This is a genomic window from Micromonospora sp. KC207 (assembly GCF_004348615.1).
GTDB lineage: Bacteria > Actinomycetota > Actinomycetes > Mycobacteriales > Micromonosporaceae > Micromonospora.
Genome location: NZ_SMKJ01000186.1, coordinates 1 through 14,253, shown reverse-complemented (window position 1 = coordinate 14,253; position 14,253 = coordinate 1). Strand labels below are relative to the sequence as shown.

Below are 14,253 nucleotides of genomic sequence, written 5' to 3'. Positions count from 1 at the left end.
GTGGAGCGCGGCCTGCTGGTCAGCGACCTGTGGTACACCCGGGTGCTCGACACGAAGAGCCTGGTGATCACGGGGCTGACCCGTAACGGGGTCTGGCTGGTGGAGGGCGGGGTGCCGGTGCGGGCGGTGCGGGACCTCCGCTTCACCGAGTCGTATCCCCGGGCGCTCGGCCCCGGGGCCGTGGTCGGGATCGGCCGCCGGGCGGTCCGGCAGCCGGATCGGGTCGACGGCGTCTGGTGGGACGCCCCGGCGCTGCGGCTGGCGGCCTGGAACTTCACCGGCGGGGCCTCCGGCTGACCCGGGCGGATGAACCCTCGCCGGTTCTGCGGGCGGCCGGGGAGTGAGCTTCTTAACATCCAACGTCGATCGTGTTGCGGGGACTTTTCCGCAGGCCGGACACACGGGACACTCCCTTGCGCGGACGGCCCACGGAGATCGGCGTAACGTGTGTCACCTAGCTGCGCCGGTACGGCCGGTGTGGTCGTTGGTGTGCGTGGTGACGTGGCAGCGGGTACGGGGTCGCCGGTCCGCGTGCCGACCGGAACAACTGCCGCCCGTGAGGGCCCCGTCAGGGAGACGACCGAATGACTTCAACGGCAACGAGGCCGCGTGGGGCGCGAGCGCGCGCCGCCATAGCGGCGAAGACGTTGCGGACGGACCGGTGGTGGTTCGCTCCGCTGATCACCGTCATCGGGCTCAGCGCCTGGGTCGCGTACGCGACGGTCCGGGTCTTCATGCACAAGTGGTACTGGGTCGAGCAGTACCACTACCTGACCCCGTTCTACTCGCCCTGCGTCACCGACCGGTGCGTCGAGGGGGCCGCCCACTTCGGCCGCTTCCTGCCCGGCTGGTGGATCGTCCCGGACGCGGCGCTGACGCTGCCGTTCCTGCTGCTGTTCCGGCTGACCTGCTACTACTACCGCAAGGCGTACTACCGGTCGTTCTGGCTGTCGCCGCCGGCCTGCGCCGTGCCGGACAAGCACGACAGCTACTCGGGGGAGACGCGCTTCCCGCTGCTGGGCCAGAACCTGCACCGGTACTTCTTCTACGCCGCCGCGATCATCTCGCTGATCAACACCTGGGACGCGATCCTGGCCTTCCACTCGCCGGAGGGCTTCGGCTTCGGGCTGGGCAACATCGTCCTGCTGGTGAACGTGGTCATGCTGTGGGCGTACACGATCTCCTGCCACTCGTGCCGGCACATCATCGGCGGGCGGCTCAAGCACTTCTCCAAGCACCCGGTGCGGTACAAGGCCTGGACCGGCGTGTCCTGGCTGAACGTACGGCACATGCAGCTCGCCTGGATCACCCTCGGCACCCTGGCCCTGACCGACTTCTACGTCATGGCGATCTCGGCCGGCTGGTTCGACGACCTGCGGTTCATCAACTAGAGGGCCTGACATGACGACCACGAATCGCATCGAACGACACCACTACGACGTCGTCGTGATCGGGGCCGGCGGCGCCGGCCTGCGCGCGGCGATCGAGGCCCGGCTCGCGGGCAAGAAGACGGCGATCATCTCGAAGTCGCTGTTCGGCAAGGCGCACACCGTGATGGCCGAGGGCGGCGCGGCCGCCGCCATGGGCAACGTGAACAGCCGGGACAACTGGCAGGTGCACTTCCGCGACACCATGCGCGGCGGCAAGTTCCTCAACAACTTCCGGATGGCCGAGCTGCACGCGAAGGAGTCGCCGCAGCGGATCTGGGAGCTGGAGACGTACGGTGCGCTGTTCGACCGCACCAAGGACGGGAAGATCTCGCAGCGCAACTTCGGTGGCCACGAGTACCCCCGGCTGGCGCACGTCGGCGACCGGACCGGCCTGGAGCTGATCCGCACCCTCCAGCAGAAGATCGTCTCCCTCCAGCAGGAGGACAAGGCCGAGTTCGGCTCGTACGACGCCCGGATCAAGGTGTTCGCCGAGACCACGATCACCGAGCTGCTGCTCGACGGCGAGAAGGTCGCCGGGGCGTTCGGCTACTACCGGGAGTCCGGGGAGTTCATCCTCTTCGAGGCCCCGGCCGTGGTGCTCGCCACCGGCGGCGTCGGCCGGTCGTACAAGGTCACGTCGAACTCCTGGGAGTACACCGGCGACGGCCACGCGCTGGCCCTGCGCGCCGGCGCGACGCTGATCAACATGGAGTTCCTCCAGTTCCACCCGACCGGCATGGTCTGGCCGCCCTCGGTGAAGGGCATCCTGGTCACCGAGTCGGTGCGCGGCGACGGCGGCGTGCTGAAGAACTCCGACGGCAAGCGGTTCATGTTCGACTACGTCCCCGACGTGTTCCGCAAGCAGTACGCGGACAACGAGGCCGAGGCGGACCGCTGGTACTCCGACCCGGACAACAACCGGCGTCCGCCGGAGCTGCTGCCCCGCGACGAGGTCGCCCGCGCGATCAACAGCGAGGTCAAGGCCGGTCGGGGTACGCCGGCCGGCGGCGTCTACCTGGACATCGCGTCCCGGCTGCCGGCCGAGGAGATCCGCCGCCGCCTGCCGTCGATGTACCACCAGTTCAAGGAGCTGGCCGACGTCGACATCACCAAGGAGCCGATGGAGGTCGGGCCGACCTGTCACTACGTGATGGGCGGCGTCGAGGTGGACCCGGACTCCGGTGCCGCGTACGGCACGGTGCGCGGGCTGTTCGCCGCCGGTGAGGTGTCCGGCGGCATGCACGGCTCCAATCGACTCGGCGGCAACTCGCTGTCGGACCTGCTGGTCTTCGGCAAGCGGGCGGGCGGCCACGCGGCGTCGTACGCCGATCAGTTGACCTCGCGCCCGAAGGTGTCGATCGGCGCGGTGGAGGCCGCCGTGGAGACGGCGCTCGCGCCGTTGCAGCGGGACACCGGGGAGAACCCGTACCAGCTCCAGCAGGACCTCCAGGCGGTGATGGGCGACTTAGTAGGAATCATCCGCCGGGAGGGCGAGCTGGCCGATGCCCTGCACCGGCTTGCCGAGCTGCGCGAGCGGGTGGCGAAGGTCAGCGCGGCCGGCGGGCGGCGCTACAACCCGGGCTGGCACCTCGCGCTGGACCTGCGCAACATGCTGGTGGTGTCGGAGTGCACCGCGAAGGCGGCGCTGGAGCGGCAGGAGTCGCGCGGCGGCCACACCCGGGAGGACTTCCCGGCGATGGACCCGAAGTGGCGTCGGGTGAACCTGGTCTGCGCGCTGGACGGCGACACCGTGCGGCTGACCCACAAGCCGCTGCCGAGGATCCGCGCCGAGCTGATCGCCCTGTTCGACCGTGCCGAACTGGCCAAGTACCTGACCGACGAGGAGCTCGCGGACTTCGACGCCCTCGCTGAGGAGGCGGGCAAGTAATGGGAACCAAGCGTCACTTCAGGATTTGGCGGGGCGACGAGAGCGGCGGCGACCTGCAGGACTACCAGGTCGAGGTCAACGAGGGCGAGGTGGTCCTCGACGTCATCCACCGGCTCCAGGCCACCGACGCGCCGGACCTGGCCTGCCGATGGAACTGCAAGGCCGGCAAGTGCGGCTCCTGCTCGATGGAGATCAACGGGATGCCCAAACTGGGCTGCATGACCCGGATGTCGACGTTCGAGGAGGCCGAGACCGTCACGGTCACCCCGCTGCGCACGTTCCCGGTCATCCGGGACCTGGTCACCGACGTCTCGTTCAACTACGAGAAGGCGCGGGAGACGCCGGCGTTCGCGCCGCCGGCCGGGGTGGCCCCGGGCGAGTACCGGATGCAGCAGGTGGACGTCGAGCGCTCGCAGGAGTTCCGCAAGTGCATCGAGTGCTTCCTGTGCCAGAACGTCTGCCACGTGGTCCGCGACCACGAGGAGAACAAGCAGGCGTTTTCCGGCCCCCGGTACTTCATCCGGGCCGCCGAGCTGGACATGCACCCCCTCGACGCGAAGACCGACCGCAAGGAGTACGCGCAGGCGGAGCAGGGGCTCGGCTTCTGCAACATCACCAAGTGCTGCACCGAGGTCTGCCCCGAACACATCAAGATCACGGACAACGCGATCATCCCCATGAAGGAACGGGTCGTCGACCGCAGGTACGATCCCCTGGTATGGCTCGGTAGCAAGATCTTCCGGAGGGGTCAGGTGCCTCAGACCAGCGTGACCAGCGCCTCGCACAGCGGTGCCGTACACTCCCACGCCGCCCCGGGCGGGGTCCACTCGCACGCGGGCGGCTCCCACGACCCCGCCACCGAGGCCCAGGCCCAGGCCGGTGTCAACTGGCACCGCGAGGTGCCGAAGCCGACCGCCCCGGCCGTGGACGACAACGGCAAGCTCCCGCTGACGGAGCTCACCTTCGACCGGGCCGCCGCACCGTCGCCGTTCGGCGACGACGTGCAGTTCCCGCTGCCCCCGGAGCACCTGAACTTCGCCCACCCGGAGCAGGACAAGCACTGACCACGACAGCGCCGACGGGGGTTGGCGGCACCTGCCGCCGGCCCCCGTCGGCGTTTCACCCCTGCGCAGGTGCCCCTGCGCGATATGTCTCTGCACGGCGTGTCTTTGCGCGGTACGTCTCTGCGCGTCATGTCCTGTTGCGCACCCTTTGGCCTGTCCTGTGGCGTGCCACCGCCAGGCGGCTCAGTCGGCGAGGAGCAGGGGGCGCAGGGCCGCGACGATGGGCGCGTCGGCGGGGAGCCAGGTGACGGTGTCCAGCTCGGCGGCGGAGAGCCATCGCAGCGCGGAGTGCTCCAGGGCCTTCGGCCGGTCGCCGTGCAGCAGGCGGGCCGCGTACACCTTCAGCACCGAGCGGCCGTGGGCCATCCGCACGTTGCGGCCGACCCGGTCGCCGATCTCCACGCGTACGGCCAACTCCTCGGCGCACTCGCGGACCAGGGCGGCGGTTTCGCTCTCCCCCGGCTCCACCTTGCCGCCGGGGAACTCCCACATCCCGGCGACCTCCGGCGGGGCGGACCGGGCGCAGGCGAGCACCCGCCCGTCCGCGATGATCGCCGCGCCGACGACCACCTTTGGATCCCGTCGCTCGGTCTGTTCACTTTCGCTAGCCCGTTCGGTCTGCACAGGCTCCCAGCGTGCCAGATCAATAGGCGGTTTGGGTACCGTGGCCGACCGCTAGGCCAGTAGAAGTAGGAAGTGTGGGCGTGGACACACCCTCGGTCGGAAGACAGACTGGGGGTACCGACATAGACACGGGACGGCGACGATTTGGCCACAAGCCGGCAACGGCGCCTGGGAGGTGCGGTGATGCGTGTGCTGTTCAGGGGCCGGGCGAAGCACGACTACCTGAGCGACGCGTTGACCCTACTGACCGGGTGGACCCGCGAGGGCGAGCAGATCCGGCGCACGCTGGTGATCGACGACACCCAGCACGCGGCCCTCACCGAACGGGTCAAGGTGGTCGCCGACGCCCTGCACCTACGCCCTGAGATCAGCCGCCGTGACGACCGGACGCAGATCCGGGTAGGGCACGGCGACGGTGAGCCGCTGAGTGAGGGCGAGGTCCTGCTGGCCGCCCGCATCGAGGACGCGTACCGGGCCGTCACCGGCGCCTGACCGGTCACCTGTTTGGCGCGTCCGCCTACCGTGGGGTCATGGCGAATGCGACATACGACCGCAAGGAGCAGTTCCAGCAGATCCAGAGCGGCCTGCTCACCGGCGAGCAGATCATCGCCGTCTACGACGCCGTGGGCACCGGCACCGGGTTCATCGGCCTCACCGACCGGCGGGTGATCATCCAGGACCGGTCCTTCGTCGGCAAGCGGTACGCGATCACCAGCATTCCGTACTCGAAGATCACCAGCGTGAGCGTGGTGAGCAACAAGTCGTGGGGCGGGGAGTTCTTCTCCACCGGCTCGATCGCCATCCACGTCGGCACGCACACCTACGAGGTCGAGTTCCGGGGCGCGCAGAAGAGCCACCACGTGCACAACGTGATCCTGCACTACATCTCCTGAGCCGCCCCGTCTCCCGGCCTGCCGCGTGGGGCTGCCCGGGCCACGCCTCGGCAGCCCCACGCGCTCGCTCAGCTCCAGCTCAGCTTGATCAGTTCCCAGCCGCCTTCCGGAATGTCGTCCGTCGGGTCGGTACGCAGGTTCATCGGGTTGGCCATACCGAGATAGAGGGTCTTCCCATCGGTGATCATGGTACGGAAGCCGTAGTTGAGTGGGTTGCCCATCCCCTTGGTGTCCACCGCCGTGGCGGGCTGCTGGTGCGAGTCGAACATGTACAGCTCACCGCCGTAGAGTTCCGGGTCGATCGTGATCGGATCCAACTCGTCGCTCAGCCCTTCGATCGCGCCGCTGAAGCCCATCTGCGCTGCGGTCGAGGGCAGCAGGTCCTTGGCGAGGTAGCTCCAGTCCATGGTGCCGACGAACAACCGGCCGTCGGTGACGGCCATGGTCCAGGTGTAGTTCGTGTAGATGTTGCCGAACCCCATACGCCCGAACTGCGCGCTGTAGCCGGTGGACATGTTCTCCCAGCCACCCGCGCCGCTGTTCGCCTCCGCGTTGTACACCGGCAGCTGCGGTTCTCCGTAGAGCAGGTCCACGTCCTCGATCAGATCGACTCCCCCGACGACAGGGCCGAACGCACGGCCCCGGAAGATGCTCACCGCGCGCTGGGAGTTCTCCAGCGTGTCCCGAGCGGCGTAGTCGTCCGCCGGCGGGTACAACCCGGCGACCACGCTCGTCGATTTCATCGGGACGTGCATCGTCCCCCAGTAGAGGTAGCCGTCGTACGAGACCAGCGCGCCGAGGCCGTACGTGGTGGCGATCAGCGGGTCCGGCTCGTACTGCTGGACGCTCCAGACCAGCTCCCAGCCGGCGGCGTCGTCCGTGGTCAGGCCGGGCGCTCCGTTCTTCAGCGGCGGGCTCATCCACACCCCGGCGATGGTGGGGTCGGCCTCCTCGATCGGCCTGATTCCGAGGCGTTCGAGCAACGGATCGACGATGGTGTGGGGCGGATTCGAGTTTCCATCCGCCGATCCCGGCACCAGCGAACTGCCGCCGCTCCACGCCGACCAGGTGCTGGCGAAGATCCGGCCGTCGTGCAGCGTAAGGTCGGCGACCTGAGCCGGCAGTTTACCGACCTCGATGAAGTTGAACGGGTTGGTCCGGCTCCCGGCCCAGCGCAGCATGTACCCGCCGTCCTTGCCGTTGGCGCCCACCCCCACGCCCGCGTAGAGGGCGCCGTCGGCCTCCAGGAAGTGACGGATGTTGCCGTACTTGGTGAAGTTCGCCGAGCCGAGGTAAGCGCCGGTGTCCGTGTCGAACGCGAACATGTTGACCGTCGCACCGAGGGCCGGCCCGGCGAGGATGACGACGCCCTGGCTGGTTCCCCCGGCACGCAGTCCCAACGTCCGCCTCAACCGGGACAGATCATCGGCGGACCTGTTCTTGATGACGTCCGTCTTCTCGGTGAGCGTGCCGGAGGAGAGGTCGTGGACGTACACCCGGGGTTGCCGGTGATCGCCGGTATTCGTCGGCATGGTCGGGTTCTGCACGACGATCTGACTGTGCGCGTACTCGCACACGTAGTCGTCGTACAGCCGAGGCGTCGGCTGCGCAAGGGTCGTACCGGCGACGATGCAGTTCACATTCGCCCCGGTGCCGAACCAGAGGCGATTGTTCGCCTGGGCGAGCGACCAGACGTACGCCTGGTTGACCTTGGCCTGCCCCTGCGCGCAGGGCGGCCCGGCCGGGTACGGCATCCCGACCCCGGCGAAGCACTCGTCGGGGGTGGCCTTCGCCAGCAGTTGGTGCTGGAAGGTCGGTGACGAACTCGGCAGCAGCGGCACCCCGAGCCCGACGCCGGCTGCGGACGGGACGGCGGCAAGAACCGGCAGGACACCGAGTACCACGGCGGACAGTAGACGCCATCGAGACATTCTAGGCCGATGCATCGCTACCCTCTCTTTAGATGAAATCCATTCTTAGTGATGCTTGACAATGGCTAGCTCAACGACCGCCGCGCCAACCACGGGGACGGAAGCGTGGTCTTCAGCCGCAGCAATCGACACGCGAGCATTGCCTGTCATGCATCTGGTGGCGATTCGGCACAACAGCTGTAGTGGATAGCTGGCTCTGATTTCAAGCGCCCATAGCGTACCGTCGGCGACTGCTCTTGTCAGCCGCCGAAGGAGCGGGGTCGAATACCAGGAGATTCGTTGTCGAATTCCCTCATACCGGCATCCGATCACCCGCGACGAGGCACGCCGAGTTGATCCACACCATGTCGGTGACATGGCCCGGTCGGGGCCGACCGATACCGCCACGTCGGCGTCACGCGGGCAACGACAACTGCCAAGCTCGCGGTGCCGAGGGAGTCAGGCGGGGACGGTGCCGACGCGGATGCGGTTGCCGTCGGGGTCGGTCAGCTGGAACTCGCGACCCCAGTCCCGGGCGGAAACCTCGACGCCGCCGCAGGCCGCCGCGACCGCGTCGACGTCGTCGACGTACAGGTAGAGCAGGGTGCCCGGCCGGGCGTCCCCCGCGTGCTCCGACAGGTGCACCTCGATGCCGCCGCGCGCGATGCTCACGTAGCGCGGCAGCTCGGGCGCGAACCGGTGCTCCCACTGCCTGCGGAAGCCGAGCCGGGCGTACCACCCGGCGGTGGCGTCCGCGTCGGTGACCCGCAGCACGGGTGCCAGTCGTTCCGTCATCGGCACAGTGTGCCCGCCGGGACCGACGTCGCGCCGGACCCTCAGGGCGACAACCCGCCGGTCAGGAGACGTCGCTGAAGCGGCGCAGGGTCCAGCGCGACGGCGGCCAGCCGGTGGGGTCGCCGTCGGTGGTCCACTCGGTGATCGAGGCCGGAGCCACCTCCATGTCGAACGCCCGGAACAGCGGTTGGGCGGCGAGCGCGTGGAAGGAGCCCTCGACCGTCTCGGTGTGCCCGACCAGCACGACGGTGCCGCCCCAGTGCCGGTGCGCGATGTCCATGATCGCGCGGCTGACGCGTACGACCAGCTCCGCCCAGCTCTCGTTGCCCTCCTCGAACGGCCGGAACACCCCGCCGCCCTCCACCGCGTGCTCGGTCTGGAACTGGGCGGTCGGCAGCCCGTCCGCGTACGGCGGGGTGTGCCAGGCGCACAACCCGCAGTCGGCCACCGCGCTGACGCCCAGCGCCTCGGCGATCGGCCACGCGGTTTCGACCGTCCGGCGCAGCACGGACGAGTAGACCGCCACCGGCCCGGCGACGGCAAGCTCCTCGCGGAGCCGGTCGGCCAGCCGGCGCGCCTGCTGATGGCCCGAGTCGGTCAGTCCCCGGCAGCCACCCGGGCCGCCCACGACGTCCTCGATTCTGTGCACCGACTCGCCGTGTCGGACGAAGAGGAGCCGAGTTCGCATCCCGACATCATGTCCTGCCCTGGGCCACCCTGTCGATCAAGCAGCCGAAGATGCGCACCCCGGCCCCGAGCAGGACCGGGGCGAAGAAGATCAGCGCCTCGTCGAGCAGCCCGGCCCGGATGCGCTGCCTGGCGGCCACCGCGCTGCCGCCGAAGGTGCCGTTGCCGGCGAGGATCGCGCCGACGTCGGCCGGCAGCCGCTCCACCGTCGCGTTCTCGCCTGTCGGGTTCCTGCCAGTGAGGTTGGGACGGAACCTCACTACACGTTGAAGCGGAACTCCACGACGTCGCCGTCCTGCATGACGTACTCCTTGCCCTCGATACGGACCTTGCCCGCCGCCTTCGCCGCCGCCATCGATCCGGCCGCGACCAGGTCGTCGTAGGAGACCACCTCGGCCTTGATGAAGCCGCGCTGGAAGTCGGAGTGGATGACCCCCGCGGCCTCCGGGGCGGTCGCGCCGACCGGGACCGTCCAGGCCCGCGCCTCCTTGGGCCCCGCCGTCAGGTACGTCTGGAGCCCGAGCGTGCGAAAGCCGACCCGGACGAGCTGGTCCAGCCCCGGCTCGGACTGCCCGATCGACTCCAGCAGCTCGCGGGCCTCCTCCTCGGGCAGGTCCACCAACTCGGACTCGATCTTGGCGTCCATGAAGACCGCCTCGGCCGGGGCGACCAGGGCGCGCAGCTCGTCGAGGAACTCGGCGTTGGCCAGCTCGGCCTCGTCGACGTTGAAGACGTAGAGGAACGGCTTGGTGGTGAGCAGGTGCAGCTCGCGCAGGTGCTCCAGGTCGATCTTGGCGGCGGCGGCACCGGTGTACAGGGTGGTGCCACCGTCGAGGACCTCGACGGCCTGCTTCGCGGCGGCCACGGCCGCGGCCCGGTCCTTGCGGAGCTTGGCCTCCTTCTCCAGCCGGGGCAGCGCCTTCTCCAGTGTCTGGAGGTCGGCCAGGATCAGCTCCGTGTTGATCGTCTCGATGTCGTCGGCCGGGGAGATCTTGCCGTCGACGTGCACCACGTTCGGGTCGGAGAAGGCCCGCACCACCTGGCAGATCGCGGAGGCGTCCCGGATGTTCGCCAGGAACGCATTGCCCCGGCCCTGCCCCTTCGACGCACCCCGGACCAGGCCGGCGATGTCGACGAACGACACCGGCGCGGGCAGGACCTTCTGCGAGGAGAAGATCTCGGCCAGCTTGGCCAGCCGCTCGTCCGGCAGCCCGACGACGCCGACGTTGGGCTCGATGGTGGCGAACGGGTAGTTCGCCGCGAGCACGTCGTTCTTGGTCAGCGCGTTGAACAGGGTGCTCTTGCCGACGTTGGGCAGGCCGACGATCCCGATGGTGAGGCTCACGGGCGGCCAGTCTACGCGGCCGGCACCGGCCGTCGCCGGTCAGCTCACCTCATCGGGTCAGCAGTCGTGGCTCGATCCGGGTCTCCCGCACACCGCCGTCGGCAACACGGGCGACCTCGTACGCCGCGACGCCCGCGCGGTCGGCGACCGCCTCGACCAGGCGGGTGCCCCGGTAGACCAGCCCGACGCCGTCGTCGGTGCAGTGGCTGGTCGGCAGGGTGCCGTCACCGACCAGCGCGTGCATCAGCGGTCGCCGCTGGTCCTCGCTGTCGTAGTGCACCCCGTTGCCGTACGGCAGCCAGCCCAGGCCGTCGGCGAAGCCGCGCAGCCGGGGGCCGAAGCTGTCGGTGGCACCGCCGAGGTGCCAGCAGATCGAGCCGGCGGACACCCCGGCCAGCACCACTCCGGCCTGCCAGCACTCGTGCAGGATCTCGTCGAGGCCGTGCACCCGCCACACCGCGCACAGGTTGGCGACGCTGCCGCCGCCGACCCAGATCACGTCCTGGGCGAGCAGGTGGGACCGAACGTCGTCGACGTTCGGCATCGGGAACAGCGCCAGGTGCGACGCCCGGAACCGGGTGCCGGCGAAGGCCGCGTGGACGGCGGCGATCGAGGCGTCCCGGTCGCCGACGGCCTGGCCGAGGTAGCACAGCCGGGGCTCGGGACCGGCCTGGGCCAGCTCGGCGGCCAGCGCGAAGACCGGACCGGGGCTCAGGTCGTTCGGGCCGCGTCGGCGGCTGAGGAAGCCCATGCTGGTGGCGACGATGGTCGGTTCACTGGCGGGCACGACGGTCGGTCCTCTCTGCGGCGGCTTGGGCGTCAGGGGCGGGATGCGCTGGCGGCGGCGAGTAGGTCGCGGAGCAGGTCGGCAAGCCGGTGCTGGTCCCGCGCCGGGAGGGCGTCGAGCAGACGTCGCTGCGCGGCCACCCCGGCGTCGGCGGCCTCCTCGGCCACCCGCCGGCCGGTGTCGGTGAGGGTGACCTGGAGGCCCCGCCGGTCGGCCGGGTCTGGGGCGCGACGGACCAGGCCGGCGCGCTCAAGGCGGTCGAGGCGGCCCGTCATCCCGCCCGAGGTGAGCATCAGACTGGCGGCCAGGGCCTTGGGAGCGAGCGTGTACGGGGCGCCGGCCCGGCGCAGGGCGGCCAGCACGTCGAACTCGCCCCGGCTGATGCCCCAGCCTGCGTACACCCGCTCCTGCTCGTCGCCGACCAGCCGGGCGAGGCGGTAGATCCGGCCGAAGACGGCCATCGGCTCGGGTCGCATGCCGGCCCGCTCACGCCGCCACTGCTCGACGATGACGTCGATGTCGTCCCGCTCGGCCACCCCGGCATTGTGCCGCATCTCGCACTGGCGCAGTTCACTCGGCGATGATTGGCTTACCATTAAGCTACTTAGCGTCTAACGATTGGCTTGCCATGTCCCGCCGGACCGCCGACCTGCTGGCCACCGCCACGGCGCCCATCGCCTGGGGCACCACCTATCTGGTCACCTCCGAGCTGCTCCCGCCTGACCGACCGCTCTGGTCCGGGACGCTACGGGCGCTCCCGGCCGGCCTGCTGCTGCTCGCCCTGACCCGACGCCGCCCTCACGGCGTGTGGTGGTGGCGGGCCGCCGTGCTCGGCGCGCTCAACATCGGCGCGTTCTTCCCGCTGCTTTTCTACGCCGCGTACCGGCTGCCCGGCGGCACCGCCGCCGTGCTCGGCGCGGCGCAGCCACTGCTGGTCGCCGGGCTGGCCGGGGTCGCCCTCGGTGAGCGCCCCCGGCCACCGGTCCTGGTCGCCGCGATCGCCGCTCCCCTGGGCGTGGCCCTCGTCGTGCTCCGCCCCGACGCCGGCGCGGACCTGCTCGGCGTGGCCGCCGGGCTCACCGGCACCGCCGCGATGGCGGCCGGGCTGGTGCTGACCCGCCGCTGGGGACGCCCCGCCGGCGTCGGCACCCTCGCCGCGACGAGCTGGCAGCTCACCGCCGGGGGCCTGCTCATCGCGCCCCTCGCGGTCGCGGTCGAGGGACCGCCGCCGCCCGTCGACGGCCCGGCCCTGCTCGGGTACGCCTGGCTCGGGCTGGTCGGCACCGCCGCCGCGTACGCCCTCTGGTTCCGCGGCGCGGCGCGGCTGCCCTTGGCCCAGGTCTCGGTGCTCGGCGCGCTGAGCCCGCTGACCGCCGCCGCGCTCGGCTGGCTGGCGCTGGGCCAGGCGTTGAGCGCGACGCAGCTCGCGGGCTTCGCCCTGGCGATCGCCGCAACCGTCGTCGGCCAGCTGGACACGCCGCCTGCCGGCTATCCGCGCTCCCGGCTGCCCGCCCCGGAGAGCACGTCGGCGGCGAACTCGCGGCGGCCCGCCGGCGGCAGCCCCGTGGCCGCCGCGCGCGGCAGCGTGAACCGGTGCGCGGCGGACGGGCCGGCTGCCTCCGACTCCCCGAGCATCCAGCGCACCTCGTCGACCGTCCAGCCCAGCCCGGGGCGATCGGCGATCTCCCGCACCAGGCGCAGCCCCACCCGGGTGTCGTCGTCGTAGAACCGCATGCACCAGTGGTGCGCCCACATGCCGAGCGCCCGGAGACCGGCCGCGTCCAGGGAGTCGGCGAGCCGGCCGCAGGCGGTGTCGGCGAACGGTCGTGCCGGGTCGTCGGCGCGGTCCCGCCCGATCGCGCCGAAGGCGGCCGGTGCCACCACCCGCATCCGGTCGTAGAGACCCTGCGCCACGGCCTCGTCCAGCCGCGACCGCTCCGACCGAGGGGCTCCCCGCCCGGCCACGCTCGCCATCGCCGCACCCTTCTGGAGTTGGTGCCGGGACGCTACCGACCACTACCGACGCTTTCCCGCCCCGTTCTTCCTTCCGGCGTCAGGGATAGCTGCGGTGAGCTGCGGCGTCTGTATCTGTGACAGACAACAACGGGGAGGACGGGTGGACGAGGACGACCGGGCCCGGCTGGCCGAGTTCGTGGCCAACCGGACGCCAGCCCTGATGCGGGTCGCGTACCTGCTCACCGGGGACCGGCACACCGCCGAGGACCTGTTCCAGTCGGCGCTGGCCAAGACGATCCCGAGGTGGCGTGAGCTGCGCCACGCCGATCCGGAGGGCTATCTGCGCACGGTCATGTACCGGGAGCAGGTGAGCTGGTGGCGTCGGCTGCGTCGACACCGGGAGACGTCGCTCACCGGGGCCAACGAACGGGCCGGTCCCGACCCGAGCGGCGGCGCCGACGTACGGCTGGCGATGCGGGCCGCGCTGCGTGCGCTGCCGAAGGCCCAGCGCACGGTCGTGGTCCTGCGGTACTACGAGGACCTGACCGAGAACCAGGTGGCCGCCGCGCTGGGCTGGCCGGTCGGCACCGTGCGCAGCCGCACCAATCGGGCCGTGGCCCGGTTGCGGCAGCTCCTGCCGGACATCGAGCTCCTGGAGGTACGGCCGTGACCACGCCCCTCGAGAACCTCATCCGCGACACCCTCTCCGACCTCGCCGAGGAGGCACCGACAGTGCAAGACCAGTTGACCCGGGCGGAACGCCGGGCCCGGACCCGACGCCGCGCCACCATGGCGACAAGCGCGCTGGGCGCCCTCGCCGCCGTGCTGATCGGCGCCCCGATCGCGATGGCCACCAGCGGCGGCGGGGACGCCC

At 70.6% G+C, this 14,253-nt stretch carries 16 protein-coding genes and 2 pseudogenes; 9 read left to right on the top strand and 9 right to left on the bottom strand.

The features are described from left to right. From E1258_RS21640 to E1258_RS21625, 4 genes are all read left to right on the top strand, one after another. Nucleotides 1-297, top strand: a 297-nt coding sequence (locus E1258_RS21640; RefSeq protein ID WP_243715610.1) for a metallopeptidase TldD-related protein, incomplete at its 5' end; no start/stop codon positions are given. A 287-nt stretch (nt 298-584) separates the two neighbouring features. Beyond that, entirely contained in the window at nt 585-1,391 is an 807-nt protein-coding gene (locus E1258_RS21635) for a hypothetical protein (protein WP_007072875.1), read from the top strand. Nucleotides 1,392-1,401: 10 nt separating this feature from the next. Further along, entirely contained in the window at nt 1,402-3,318 is a 1,917-nt protein-coding gene (locus E1258_RS21630) for a fumarate reductase/succinate dehydrogenase flavoprotein subunit (RefSeq protein ID WP_132404291.1), read from the top strand. Continuing rightward, nucleotides 3,318-4,382, top strand: coding sequence for a succinate dehydrogenase/fumarate reductase iron-sulfur subunit (locus E1258_RS21625; protein WP_007072877.1), 1,065 nt, complete (start codon nt 3,318-3,320; stop codon nt 4,380-4,382). The genes E1258_RS21630 and E1258_RS21625 overlap by 1 nt, the downstream gene beginning before the upstream one ends. 183 nt (nt 4,383-4,565) lie before the next feature. Here the strand turns inward: E1258_RS21625 and E1258_RS21620 are convergent, their stop codons facing one another. Continuing rightward, on the bottom strand, nt 4,566-5,006 hold the full coding sequence (locus E1258_RS21620) for a (deoxy)nucleoside triphosphate pyrophosphohydrolase (RefSeq protein WP_036373028.1): 441 nt from the start codon (nt 5,004-5,006) through the stop codon (nt 4,566-4,568). A 183-nt stretch (nt 5,007-5,189) separates the two neighbouring features. Between E1258_RS21620 and E1258_RS21615 the strand changes: the two genes are divergently transcribed. Further along, nucleotides 5,190-5,498, top strand: coding sequence for a 4a-hydroxytetrahydrobiopterin dehydratase (locus tag E1258_RS21615; protein ID WP_132404288.1), 309 nt, complete (start codon nt 5,190-5,192; stop codon nt 5,496-5,498). Nucleotides 5,499-5,536: 38 nt separating this feature from the next. Continuing rightward, complete coding sequence (locus E1258_RS21610) at nt 5,537-5,899, top strand: PH domain-containing protein (protein WP_043965760.1); 363 nt, start codon at nt 5,537-5,539, stop codon at nt 5,897-5,899. 68 nt (nt 5,900-5,967) lie between these two features. On the opposite strand, the gene E1258_RS21605 is transcribed toward E1258_RS21610, so the two are convergent. From E1258_RS21605 to E1258_RS21575, 7 genes are all read right to left on the bottom strand, one after another. Continuing rightward, on the bottom strand, nt 5,968-7,803 hold the full coding sequence (locus E1258_RS21605) for a hypothetical protein (RefSeq protein WP_243715609.1): 1,836 nt from the start codon (nt 7,801-7,803) through the stop codon (nt 5,968-5,970). Nucleotides 7,804-8,268: 465 nt separating this feature from the next. Then, a complete protein-coding gene (locus E1258_RS21600) occupies nt 8,269-8,604 on the bottom strand; it encodes a glyoxalase superfamily protein (RefSeq protein ID WP_132404282.1) in 336 nt (111 codons plus the stop codon). A 61-nt stretch (nt 8,605-8,665) separates the two neighbouring features. Further along, nucleotides 8,666-9,292 carry a histidine phosphatase family protein gene (locus E1258_RS21595; protein WP_132404279.1) on the bottom strand — a complete coding sequence of 209 codons (627 nt, stop codon included), beginning with the start codon at nt 9,290-9,292 and terminating at the stop codon, nt 8,666-8,668. Nucleotides 9,293-9,299: 7 nt separating this feature from the next. Next, nucleotides 9,300-9,497 carry a dihydrofolate reductase family protein gene (locus tag E1258_RS21590; protein ID WP_132404276.1) on the bottom strand — a complete coding sequence of 66 codons (198 nt, stop codon included), beginning with the start codon at nt 9,495-9,497 and terminating at the stop codon, nt 9,300-9,302. A 53-nt stretch (nt 9,498-9,550) separates the two neighbouring features. After that, entirely contained in the window at nt 9,551-10,636 is a 1,086-nt protein-coding gene (ychF, locus tag E1258_RS21585; protein WP_132404273.1) for a redox-regulated ATPase YchF, read from the bottom strand. A gap of 49 nt (nt 10,637-10,685) precedes the next feature. Beyond that, on the bottom strand, nt 10,686-11,423 hold the full coding sequence (locus E1258_RS21580) for a peptidase E (protein WP_132404270.1): 738 nt from the start codon (nt 11,421-11,423) through the stop codon (nt 10,686-10,688). A gap of 32 nt (nt 11,424-11,455) precedes the next feature. Then, nucleotides 11,456-11,959 carry a MarR family winged helix-turn-helix transcriptional regulator gene (locus tag E1258_RS21575; protein ID WP_243715608.1) on the bottom strand — a complete coding sequence of 168 codons (504 nt, stop codon included), beginning with the start codon at nt 11,957-11,959 and terminating at the stop codon, nt 11,456-11,458. Nucleotides 11,960-12,003: 44 nt separating this feature from the next. Here E1258_RS21575 and E1258_RS21570 point away from each other — a divergent pair. Continuing rightward, nucleotides 12,004-12,822: pseudogene (locus tag E1258_RS21570) on the top strand (EamA family transporter); the annotation flags it as partial. A gap of 89 nt (nt 12,823-12,911) precedes the next feature. Here the strand turns inward: E1258_RS21570 and E1258_RS35060 are convergent. After that, nucleotides 12,912-13,397, bottom strand: a complete 486-nt coding sequence (locus E1258_RS35060; protein ID WP_243715607.1) for a hypothetical protein — start codon at nt 13,395-13,397, stop codon at nt 12,912-12,914. Nucleotides 13,398-13,539: 142 nt separating this feature from the next. On the opposite strand from E1258_RS35060, the gene E1258_RS21565 reads away from it, so the two are divergent. Together E1258_RS21565 and E1258_RS21560 are read left to right on the top strand one after the other, a co-directional pair. Beyond that, entirely contained in the window at nt 13,540-14,049 is a 510-nt protein-coding gene (locus tag E1258_RS21565; protein ID WP_132404261.1) for a SigE family RNA polymerase sigma factor, read from the top strand. Continuing rightward, nucleotides 14,046-14,253 (top strand): annotated as a pseudogene (locus E1258_RS21560) (hypothetical protein); the annotation flags it as partial. The gene E1258_RS21565 and the pseudogene E1258_RS21560, both read left to right, overlap by 4 nt.

What these genes read in the sequence shown, in the direction of transcription:
- E1258_RS21635 (WP_007072875.1), top strand. Translation starts at nt 585, where the DNA reads ATGACTTCAACGGCAACGAGGCCGCGTGGGGCGCGAGCGCGCGCCGCC.
- E1258_RS21625 (WP_007072877.1), top strand. Translation starts at nt 3,318, where the DNA reads ATGGGAACCAAGCGTCACTTCAGGATTTGGCGGGGCGACGAGAGCGGC.
- E1258_RS21615 (WP_132404288.1), top strand. Translation starts at nt 5,190, where the DNA reads ATGCGTGTGCTGTTCAGGGGCCGGGCGAAGCACGACTACCTGAGCGAC.
- E1258_RS21610 (WP_043965760.1), top strand. Translation starts at nt 5,537, where the DNA reads ATGGCGAATGCGACATACGACCGCAAGGAGCAGTTCCAGCAGATCCAG.
- E1258_RS21630 (WP_132404291.1), top strand. Translation starts at nt 1,402, where the DNA reads ATGACGACCACGAATCGCATCGAACGACACCACTACGACGTCGTCGTG.
- E1258_RS35060 (WP_243715607.1), bottom strand. Translation starts at nt 13,397, where the DNA reads ATGGCGAGCGTGGCCGGGCGGGGAGCCCCTCGGTCGGAGCGGTCGCGG.
- E1258_RS21600 (WP_132404282.1), bottom strand. Translation starts at nt 8,604, where the DNA reads ATGACGGAACGACTGGCACCCGTGCTGCGGGTCACCGACGCGGACGCC.
- E1258_RS21595 (WP_132404279.1), bottom strand. Translation starts at nt 9,292, where the DNA reads ATGCGAACTCGGCTCCTCTTCGTCCGACACGGCGAGTCGGTGCACAGA.